The sequence below is a fragment of the Gammaproteobacteria bacterium genome, assembly GCA_013214945.1.
Taxonomy (GTDB): Bacteria; Pseudomonadota; Gammaproteobacteria; order Enterobacterales; family Psychrobiaceae; genus Psychrobium.
In genome coordinates this window covers 20,546-30,641 of sequence record JABSRT010000027.1, presented here as the reverse complement: position 1 = coordinate 30,641, position 10,096 = coordinate 20,546, and the positions used below count along the sequence as shown (strand labels likewise).

At 42.2% G+C, this 10,096-nt stretch carries 7 protein-coding genes; 1 reads left to right on the top strand and 6 read right to left on the bottom strand.

What is annotated here, in order from left to right; genetic code table 11:
- The first annotated feature begins 1,168 nt into the window (after window positions 1-1,168).
- Complete coding sequence (locus HRU23_17580; GenBank protein ID NRA55952.1) at window positions 1,169-1,909, top strand: SapC family protein; 741 nt, start codon at window positions 1,169-1,171, stop codon at window positions 1,907-1,909.
- Between the two features lie 200 nt (window positions 1,910-2,109).
- Here the strand turns inward: HRU23_17580 and fhuB are convergent, their stop codons facing one another.
- From fhuB to HRU23_17550, 6 genes are all read right to left on the bottom strand, one after another.
- A complete protein-coding gene (gene fhuB, locus HRU23_17575) occupies window positions 2,110-4,077 on the bottom strand; it encodes a Fe(3+)-hydroxamate ABC transporter permease FhuB (protein NRA55951.1) in 1,968 nt (655 codons plus the stop codon).
- A gap of 33 nt (window positions 4,078-4,110) precedes the next feature.
- Entirely contained in the window at window positions 4,111-5,040 is a 930-nt protein-coding gene (locus tag HRU23_17570) for an iron-siderophore ABC transporter substrate-binding protein (GenBank protein ID NRA55950.1), read from the bottom strand.
- A complete protein-coding gene (locus HRU23_17565; GenBank protein ID NRA55949.1) occupies window positions 5,034-5,801 on the bottom strand; it encodes an ABC transporter ATP-binding protein in 768 nt (255 codons plus the stop codon). The genes HRU23_17570 and HRU23_17565 overlap by 7 nt, the downstream gene beginning before the upstream one ends.
- Before the next feature lie 7 nt (window positions 5,802-5,808).
- Window positions 5,809-6,534: a siderophore ferric iron reductase gene (locus HRU23_17560; protein ID NRA55948.1), complete on the bottom strand. Its 726-nt coding sequence runs from the start codon at window positions 6,532-6,534 to the stop codon at window positions 5,809-5,811.
- Between the two features lie 93 nt (window positions 6,535-6,627).
- On the bottom strand, window positions 6,628-8,790 hold the full coding sequence (locus HRU23_17555) for a TonB-dependent siderophore receptor (GenBank protein ID NRA55947.1): 2,163 nt from the start codon (window positions 8,788-8,790) through the stop codon (window positions 6,628-6,630).
- A gap of 110 nt (window positions 8,791-8,900) precedes the next feature.
- Window positions 8,901-9,824, bottom strand: coding sequence for an AraC family transcriptional regulator (locus HRU23_17550; GenBank protein ID NRA55946.1), 924 nt, complete (start codon window positions 9,822-9,824; stop codon window positions 8,901-8,903).
- Window positions 9,825-10,096: the final 272 nt, after the last annotated feature.

Here is a 10,096-nt window from a genome sequence, read left to right as displayed (position 1 = left end):
GTAATGATATTCCTTGACTTACTGTACGTAATTGACGGATTTGATATCTCAGCATGAAGCAAAACAATAGCTTCCATGATGATCATAATAAGGAAGTGATTTTACACTTGATTTGACCAAAATGAAAATTTCAGTGCTCTATTTCGTTAAATAGAATTGAAATATCTAAATAAAATTATTAAAAAGAGTAAATTACGCGCAATGCCGCTGTATTAGTGGCATTGCGCCAGTGTTGGTTTGATTAATTAAATATACTGAAAGTGATAATAAGGCAAATTACAGAGAAATATTAGCTTAAAAGACACGACAATATGACAAGTTTACCTGTACAAAATACCAGCAATAATTTAAGAGCAATAAAATTATAATTTCTAGTGCCCTAGGCGGCTTAAATTAACGAGCATTTGTATAACAAACAAACGATAAGGTTTGGTTTTGACGGATCTGAACGAAAAACGTACCAAGACTGTTAAATCAAAGAGTTACAAGTTTTCCAAACTAGAGAGCTAGAGCGCGAACAAATTATTTCAAAATAAATTTTACAGAGCCTTACCCACAAACCAGATTCCACCATAAGATACTAATAACAAAGATAAATAACTTCACATCCAGCTTGCAGATATACGATAAAAACCTCTTAAATCATCAAGTTTTTGATTGTATTATGACCATCTCCATAAAAACAGATAGTTTAATCTCCCCCACTTCTTTAGGCTCAAAGCCACCTTGATATATTCCATCAAAGTAAGCTTAATACGGTAAGGATATAGAGAAAGGCTGAAGGTTAATGATAGGTTATGGACGAAATTTTCTCTATCAAAATCAGGTCGGTTATCTGCCCGATAACAACCGGGCTAAGCCATAAATAAATGCGCATAAAGCCTAACAGCTCAGCATTAGAGCTACATTTCATGTTATCATTATAATAATTTTTAGATGCTATCTTGAGTAAAAGATGCCTAGAGTATTGCTCTGAAATTGATAATAACACCTCAAGATATTGATAGTATTAACAATTCAATTGAAGTGCTATCTATACACAGCAAATAGGTATTAATTTCGTATGGTAATTCGTTATATTGATATAAAGATATAACTCATAACAAAAATCTGTTTAAGCGTCCATTTTATACACTTAAGCAATTCAAAAAGATTTAAAGGATAAGTAATGTTTACTAAACTAACCCCTATTAATAAAGCAGCACACGCTAACCACAAAGTAAAAACTGTTGATAACTTTAATTTTGCAAGTAAATTCCATATTGCATCAGTTATGGTCCACGAGTTTGTTCGTGCCGCTTCTGTATACCCAATCGTTTTTTTAGAAGACAAAAATCAGGATGAGTTTCGCCCTGTAACTCTGCTAAGTCTTGATGCTGGTGAAAACTTATTCGTTGGCGAAGACGGAAAATGGCAGGCATCTTATGTTCCTGCTATTATTCGCCGTTATCCTTTTGCATTGGCTAAAATGCCAGAGCAAGATAACTATACCGTTTGTATTGATGAAGATAGCGAGTACGTTGGTACTGAAGATGGTCAACCACTATTTAATGAGTCTGGTGAGCCTACTGAAGTTATCGAAAACGTTAAACGTTATTTAGGTGAATTGCAGCAAATGGAAGCTTTTACCAAAGAATTTTGTAATTTCCTTGCTGAAAACAATTTATTTACCCCGCTAAACATGCGTGTTCGTGCTTTAGACCAAGTTAAAAATGTAACAGGTTGTTACGTTATTAATGAAGAACGCCTAAATAACTTATCTGATAACAAATTTTTAGATATCAAAGCAAAGCGTTATTTAGCTCCTATTTATTCTCACTTAACATCGCTATCTCAAATCGAACGTTTAGCTTTATTAAAGCAAGATGTTAAGGGTACTTCTGAAGCTGAAGCTGATCAAACTGCTTAATTAGATGCGGATCGTTGATAAAGCTGTTCAATACAAATTGATATGTAACTAGTCAATCTTTATCAACGTATAGTCTTCATACTCAATGCCGATTTCTTATCAGGAATCGGCATTTTTATTTCCTAAACACATAAGTATTCGCCATATAACTCGCTGTTAAATAGCGTTAGTTCAAACATGTATATTGTATTGCAGTGAAGTTACACTACATTTTTTAACCGCCCCCGAATCAGCAAAAAAATAAAATAGCTGCCGCCAATGATTGAGACCAAAATGCCAGCCGCCAATTGCGCCGGATACAATACAACCTGACCCAGCCAATCCGAAAATTGTACTAACAGCCCGCCGACTAACGCACTCAATAATAACTGCTGTTTAACACTACGCGCGCCTAACATCGCAGCCATATGCGGTGCCAGCAAGCCGACAAATGCAATCGGGCCCATAGTCGCGGTGACAAATGCAACTAATATGGCGACCAAACAAAGCAAGAGTACAAAGGCAACCGACCCATTTAAACCTCGCGCAAAGGCCATTTCTTTGCCGGCTGAAATAAGGGTTAACCAGCGCGATAACACCATTGCCAGCACGAGCAACAGAGCGACACTGATTGCCAAAATGACTGCTTGCTGCGCGCTCACTCGGTAACTCGAACCTGCTAACCAGGCTAATATGCCATACACATCGTCATTGCCCCGTGCTAATACAAACTGTACTAACGCTTCAATTAAGGCGGTTAATGCAAGACCGGTCAAAATTAATTTCGCGGGTGAATAATCGTGTTTTTTCCCCAACAGCAAAATTACCACTAATGCGGCCATCGCCCCCATAAAAGCAACCCACGGCCCGGCCTCAAAAATCGTAATGCCCCAAAACATGCTGGCCATCACCAGTGCTAAAATGGCCCCTGCTGAAATACCGAGAATGTCAGGACTGGCTAATGGGTTATGAATTAAACGTTGTAAGATAGTACCCGCCACCGCTAATCCGGCGCCAGCCGCGAGCGATGTCAATATGCGAGGCCAACGGACCGACCAGGTGAATGCATCTGGCCAGGCGATAAACCAACTGTTTTCTTGCATCACAAACACACTGGCTAAGATAATTGACGACACGATGCTGACACAAAGAATAACAAAAACTCGCAGCTTCAAATATGGCAGGCCTTGGGGTAATCTAAACACCATTTGGTCATGAGCGGTTAAAGTACAGCGGCTAAACCATATCAGCGCTGGCGCGCCAATGACCGCGGCAGCCGTACCACTGGGAATAAAGTCGAGCGTGAACAGACTTAACCATGCGGCTAAACCATCGGTTAATACTAAAAATAGCGCCCCTAACAATAAGCTATAACACAGTTCATCACGTGCGGTACGCGCGCCCAAGAACCGCGCGACATTCGGGGTTAATAGTCCGACAAACCCTATCACTCCAACCGACGTTATCGCGCACGCGATAAGCCACACGCCCAACACTAATAGCGAGACAAATGCCGGCATAATATTTAAACCACGGGCACTTGCACCTTGCTGACCAATGCGCATCAAGGTTAACAATCGTGGGGCAAACGCAATAATAACTACACCAACAGCTATGCGCGGCAATAACCAGAGCACCCAATCCCAGCCGTTTTGGGCTAAGTCTCCTGCCCCCCAAATAAACAAGTTTTTAGCATATTGATCGTTTAATAAAATAATGGCGGTTGCTAATGCACCCAAAAACAAATTGACCGCCATACCAGCCAAAATTACCGGTAGCCCAGCAATATTCTTAATCCCGGTTATCAAGAGTACCAGCGTCATTGCCAGTAGCGCGCCAAGCAAAGCCATCAGGCTACTGTGGTCACTGTCTAAATCGGGTAAAAACACCGCGGTAACAACCAACGCCAACCAAGCCCCTGAAGAAGTACCGAAGGTTAATGGTGACAGCAAGGAGTTTTGCGATAATTGCTGCATTAAACTACCTACCAGCCCTAACACCGCCCCCACTAACAGCGCGATCACTAACCGGGGTAATACCGCATAAACAAAGTTCACCTCAAAAAACTCAACCGCTTCTTGACCACTGAGCAACGAAAATTGTTGTGCTAGGCTTAAGTTCGTTTGTAACTGTAACGATAAAAACAACGCTAACAATAATGCGAGCACTGTAATTAAATACCTCAACATCCTCTTTCCTATCCTAAAAATTTAATCTAATGACTATTTATCGACACTTGCTGGCGCTAACGCCAATAAGCTGTCGGTAATTGCTTGGGCAATATAGCCAATTGACATCGCGCCGCCGTAACTCCAACTAGGGGCAATGCTATTAACCCGTTTTGCTCTGACAAACGGCATCGATTGCCATAAGCGAGAACGCGCTAACGCCTGCTTACGCTTAAAGGGCTCGAAATATAAGGCGGTGCTATCGGCAAGCGTATGCAAATCTGACATTCGTTTTTGCACCACCCCCCACTGGGTTGAAGGTAAATCAAGTGCTGGCTCAATGCCTAACTGCTTTAACGCATACTGCGGCATTGAATTGCCCCCATACAAATAGACCGAAGTAGTACTGGCAAAACGCATGGTCATTACCTTAGGCAAGCTTCCTTGATACGCTTGTAATAACTGCTGCTTTAACTGCGCTATATTATCATTCATTGCCGTTAACTTTTGCTTGGCAACTGTTTGTTTATTAACGACCTCGGCCAAGTAACCAAAGTTTGCAATCGCCGCTTGGGCATTATCATGCGACGCGCTAAAAGTTTGGTAAAACAATACCGGGGCTATTTTTCCTAGCTGACTTTTTAAATCAACCTGAGGCGATGCAATGATAATGACATCGGGTTTAAGCATGGCGATTTTTTCATAATTTGGTTCAACTCGGGTGCCGATGTCTTGCACTGAAGCTGGCACTATTGGCCGACCAACCCACTCTTTGTATCCGCTAATATCAGGCATGCCAACAGGCGTTACCCCGAGCTCTAATATCTGCTCTGCAATGTCCCAATTTAGCACCACCACTCGCTTAGCATATTGTGGTAACTGATGTTGGCCTAAACTGTCAGTTACCGTGACTTGGGCTTGGGTTGAGAATGTCGCAACGAGCAACATGATAAGATTTGGTATTAATCTATTTTTAATTAACATACAACGGCTACCTTTTCATCCCGATAGGGGTGGTCAATTAATGTAATATTGGTTCGATACAAAGCGGATAATCGCTCGGCATCAAGTAATAAATTTTTCTCGCCAGCAAAGCTCACCTTGCCTTCGCTTAATGCCACCACTCGGGTGGCAAACCGCAGGGCTAAATTAATATCATGTAAAATCACAGTCACCCCTTGTCCGGTTTGCTGGTTAAGTGATTGCAACAAAGCCAACAACTCATATTGATGGCCAACATCAAGCGCCGAGGTCGGTTCGTCTAAAATCAAGACTTGCGACTGCTGGGCTAATAACATGGCAATCCAAGCTCTTTGCCGCTCACCGCCCGACAGGTTATCGGCAATTTGGTCACAAAATTGTGAAGTATCCGTTTGCTGCATCGCGGTTGCAATAATGTCGGTGTCTTGTTGGTTATACCGGCCAAACGTACCGCGCCAAGCAAAACGCCCTAATCGGACTAATTCCTGCACCGTTAAACCGGCAACATCAGGCAAACGTTGCGGTAAAAATGCAATATTTTTTGCCAGTAATTTAGTCGAAAACTTAGCCATAGGCTGACCACAGAAATGAACATTTCCCTTATCTGGGGTTAACTGCCCCGCCAAAACCTGAGCGAGGGTCGATTTTCCTGAACCATTGTGGCCAAGGATCACCGTAAAGGCATTTGAATCTATTGTTAGCTCGTTAATAGATAAAATGTCACGGCCCTGGCGATTGACAACAATGTCATTTAAGTCAAACATTTAGTTCCTAGTTGATAAGCGTTTTAGCGCGAGGCGATTTCAACTTAGGGCAATTACTGCATAAGTCCCCGTCGGCGCGACGATAATGCATGCAGCAGCTGATCCGTTTCACAGCCCAGCGACCATCGGCGTTAGTCGGTTGATATAATGCGCTTAAGTGTTTGTCCGATAAGCCTAACGCCACCATCCAAGCTTGTGCTTGTTGATAAACGTTAAGATCAAGACGTAAGGCCTGGAATGAAATTAGGTTAACCAGTAAGGTATCGGCCAATAAATGCGCCACAAATCCGGGTCGGATACGGTATTGCAGGTCAAATTGCGCTCGTAAATCGTTAAATAACAATTGCAATTGCTGGCCGCTATAAGTGACTAACTGCGCGCTGTCAGCTTCCAATAAAGGCACTTCGGGCAATACATAACCTGAAATTAAACCGTTTTCACCACGAAACTGGCCAACAGCGCTTAACTTAGGCATGGTTTGCGTGGCATATACCCCAACAAAGGCTAAATATAGCGGCTGCCATATTAGCATGGTCCAAGTACGGGTTAACCAATACGACGACCCCGCCTCGGGGTGCTGCTGTTGCCAGTATTGATACAATGATTGAATTGCAACTTGGCTGTCTTGTTGTGGTTTAAAGTGAGATGTTTCAGGCGTGCCAATTCTGCCATCAAGTAAAGGCGTGATCGAGATTGCGGTTTGAAAAAACTGGCTATATTTATCTAATGACATAATCTAATTTCAAGGTGTTACAAAACTCTTATTCAGAACTCAGGTTACATAAAAAGACCAAGCACTCGGCTTGGTCTTTTTAAGGGATAAAAGTTAAAAATTAACGGTTAAATTGGCGGTGATATTACGCTCGGCACCAAACCAACAATTGGTCGTGTCATAACAAGAGTAATACTCTTTACCCAATAAGTTACTTGCTGCAACTGAAATACGTGAGCCATCGAGACTGTGACTCAAATAAGACAGGTCATAAGCAACTGACATGTCCAGTAAGGTATATCCAGATACCTGATCGCTATTAAGCGAATCTAACTGGGTTTTACCTACATAACGAACACCAGCGCCGATAGTCGTTCCTGCTGCAAGGCCGCTATCAATATAATAATTTAACCAAGCACTGGCGCTCTGTTTAGGCACCCAAACCGGTGTTTTCCCTTGCAAACCGCTGTTGTCTTTGGTTATTTCCATATCCATATAGGTGTAACTAGCCGCCAAATCAAGGTTAGCCGTTAACATGATATTGGCTTCTAGCTCGAGACCTTTAGAAACAGTTTCGCCTGTTTGAATTTTATCGTAAGCGGTGCCAGTAGGATCTCTAGTCACGTCATTTTGCTTGGTAATATCAAACAACGAAACAACCAAAGTTTTAGCCATGTCAGCCGACTCATATTTCAAGCCCACTTCCCACTGTTCACCCGTTGATGGCACAAAATTATTGCCTAGCCTGTCTTGACCAGCAACAGGCTCAAAGCTTTGGGCGTAACTGATATAAGGCGCTAAGCCGTTATCAAAGTTATATAAACCACCCAGACGCCAAGCAAAATTGTCTTGCTTGATTGATTCGGTATCATCGACAATGCCAGAGGCATGATCGGTACTTGTAAGTTGATACTCATCGTAACGGCCACCAGCAATGACCACCCAATTGCCCACTTGTAACTGATCTTGCACATAAAGGCCGACTTGACGACTTTCTAAATCAAAATCAAGGTTATAGTTAAAGCTAAGTGCGCTGCGATCTATTTTCTGATGATTAGGCGCAAAAATATCGATGGTCGCAATTGAAGTCGCCGCCTGATAAATATAGGTATCTTTATAGATAATATGTGAATCAAGCTTTTGGTAATCAAGACCTAACAAAACGTTATGCTCAACAGCGCCGGTCTTAAAATGACCAGAGAGTTGATTGTCTATCACAAAGCTCTTTGACGTTTCATCGGTCAGGTAAGCATTACGCCCTAAGGTCCGCATGTCGGCATACAATAATGTACTGTAGGTATTTTCTTGATAAGCCTGCCCGTCCATATAACGTGCATTGATTAACAAACTCCAATCGGCATTAAACTCATGATTGATTTTAGCCCCCAGCATTAACACTTCGCGCTCGTAGGTATTCCAGTTTTCATCACCAGTAAACGTACTTGGATCTAGCTTGCCGTTGGCATTAGGTAATACACTGCCCGCTGCTGGTGCTGTGTTATAAATGCCAGCCGATGGGTCGTTTTGATAATACAGATTAAAGTTCACTAACGTTTGATCTGACATTTGCCAGTCGAGCGACGGTGCAAAAACATAACGTTCTTCTTCTGATGTAACCGCTTGACCTTCTTTGTGACTGCCCATTGCCACAACACGGTAAGATAAATTACTGTCAGAAATTTGCCCGGTTGAGTCTACAGACAACTCTTTGCGCTTAAAATTACCAGTACTAATCGTGACATTGGTGCTCTGTTCTTGCTGCGGCGATTTAGCAATAAGGTTAACCATGCCGCCCGGAGGGATGTTGCCATACAATACCGAGGTCGGCCCTTTAAACACCTCAACCTGCTCTAACGCTATTGAGTCAATTTGTGGCTGCAAATTCCAGCCATTGAACATTAACGGTAAACCATCATAAAAATTCTGATAGTTAATAAATCCGCGAATATTAAATAAGTCTAACCGCGATACCGCACCACCGCGCAGCTCAGTATTAACGGCTGGCACATAACGTAATGCTTGCGCTACTGATTTTACCCCACGTAAATCGAGCGTTGCCCGGTCGATATCAGAAATAGCTTGCGGGGTATCGCTCGGCGCTAGCGCCGTTTTTGTTGCGGTATGACGGTAAGTCTTGCCAAAAACAGTCACTTGTTCGACAGTGCTATCAAGAACAGCATCAACAGCACTAGCCTCGTCTGCTATCGCAGAATTAGATAAAGCGCACAAAACGGCAAATGCCACAGGGGATAATAAACGAGCCGGTTGGTATAACATTAGATCTCCAAATATCAACAACAGATGATAACAATTATCGTTCGCATCATATACAAAGATTTAGAGAAAAAATTAACAATTTGGTGCAAAGTTCAAATAATTACAATTTTTTAAGCAATCGCTTTAATCGGTAACCAATACTCCATCTGAGACTCGGGATCTTGCGAATTATAGTTTGCAGGGTATATTTCTAGTTCATAACCATCAATACCACAGTAATTAGACTGAGGTAACCAACACGACAGCAACCAAATAAGCACTTTGTCTAGTTGATTAATCGGACCAACAACCGGAATAACAGCGTATTCTTGCGCAGGTACCGTTAACTTTTTCAAGTTTGATGAAGCTAAATCAGCGGTACTGCCGGCCCAATAAGGGATCGCATCGACATTGTCATTTGCACTTCCCACGCCAATAACTCCCACCAGTTCAGTGTCAGCATTTACTGCTGTTAGATTCAGTGCCGGTACTGGTTCAAGGTTGACGGCCTGGTGAAATTGCGACCAAATCATCGGTACTTCATGTTGATAATTGGGTTGCTGAGAAAAAATACCTGAGATTAAGCCTGAAACACAATCTACGGTGAATTGGGAGCGGCTTTCAATGCGAATTTGTAATAAGCGTGCTTCTAAATTAAAGCTCTCGACAATACTTGAGCACAGTGTCAGTGGGGTGCGTAAGCCAAGGCGTTGACCGCGCTTTCGATATGCCACAGGTGAACATGCGAACATATTTTTGAACGCTCGACTGAAACTAACCTCAGAGCTAAAGCCAAGGTCTAATCCAATATCGAGCACTTTATTACGCGAGCCCAATAATTTCTCGGCGGCTAAACTCAGTTTTAATTCACGCACATATTGCGCCAGATTCAAACCAGTTTCATGGTGAAATACCCGTTGTAATTGCCAGCGTGACCAACAACTATTCTCTGCTAACTGCTCAACTGACAGTGGCTGGTCGATATTTTCATTAATAAAATCGACTAATTTTCCGATGCGCGTAAAACGATTTTCTTGTTTTTGTGTATGTTGCATCGTGCCTACAATACCTTTACTTTGGCCGCTCCTACAGCAAGAACGTCGTCTAGCTAGCATTATAAGAATAATTCTCATTTATGCAATCAAATGGATAACGCCATTTTGTTATTCACCGATGACGTTAAATCGCTTGCCTGCGATCAATGCACTCCTAATAAGGTTAATTAACCTTGCTCGGGTTGATTGATTACCTGCAACGTAAAATTTGGCAACAGTATTCAAGACAACCCAGTATTATTAAGAATATAGCCATGCGATTAAATCGACTA

Coding starts and splice junctions, on each gene's coding strand:
- HRU23_17580 (NRA55952.1), top strand. CDS start 1,169: ATGTTTACTAAACTAACCCCTATTAATAAAGCAGCACACGCTAACCAC.
- fhuB (NRA55951.1), bottom strand. CDS start 4,077: ATGTTGAGGTATTTAATTACAGTGCTCGCATTATTGTTAGCGTTGTTT.
- HRU23_17570 (NRA55950.1), bottom strand. CDS start 5,040: ATGTTAATTAAAAATAGATTAATACCAAATCTTATCATGTTGCTCGTT.
- HRU23_17565 (NRA55949.1), bottom strand. CDS start 5,801: ATGTTTGACTTAAATGACATTGTTGTCAATCGCCAGGGCCGTGACATT.
- HRU23_17560 (NRA55948.1), bottom strand. CDS start 6,534: ATGTCATTAGATAAATATAGCCAGTTTTTTCAAACCGCAATCTCGATC.
- HRU23_17555 (NRA55947.1), bottom strand. CDS start 8,790: ATGTTATACCAACCGGCTCGTTTATTATCCCCTGTGGCATTTGCCGTT.
- HRU23_17550 (NRA55946.1), bottom strand. CDS start 9,824: ATGCAACATACACAAAAACAAGAAAATCGTTTTACGCGCATCGGAAAA.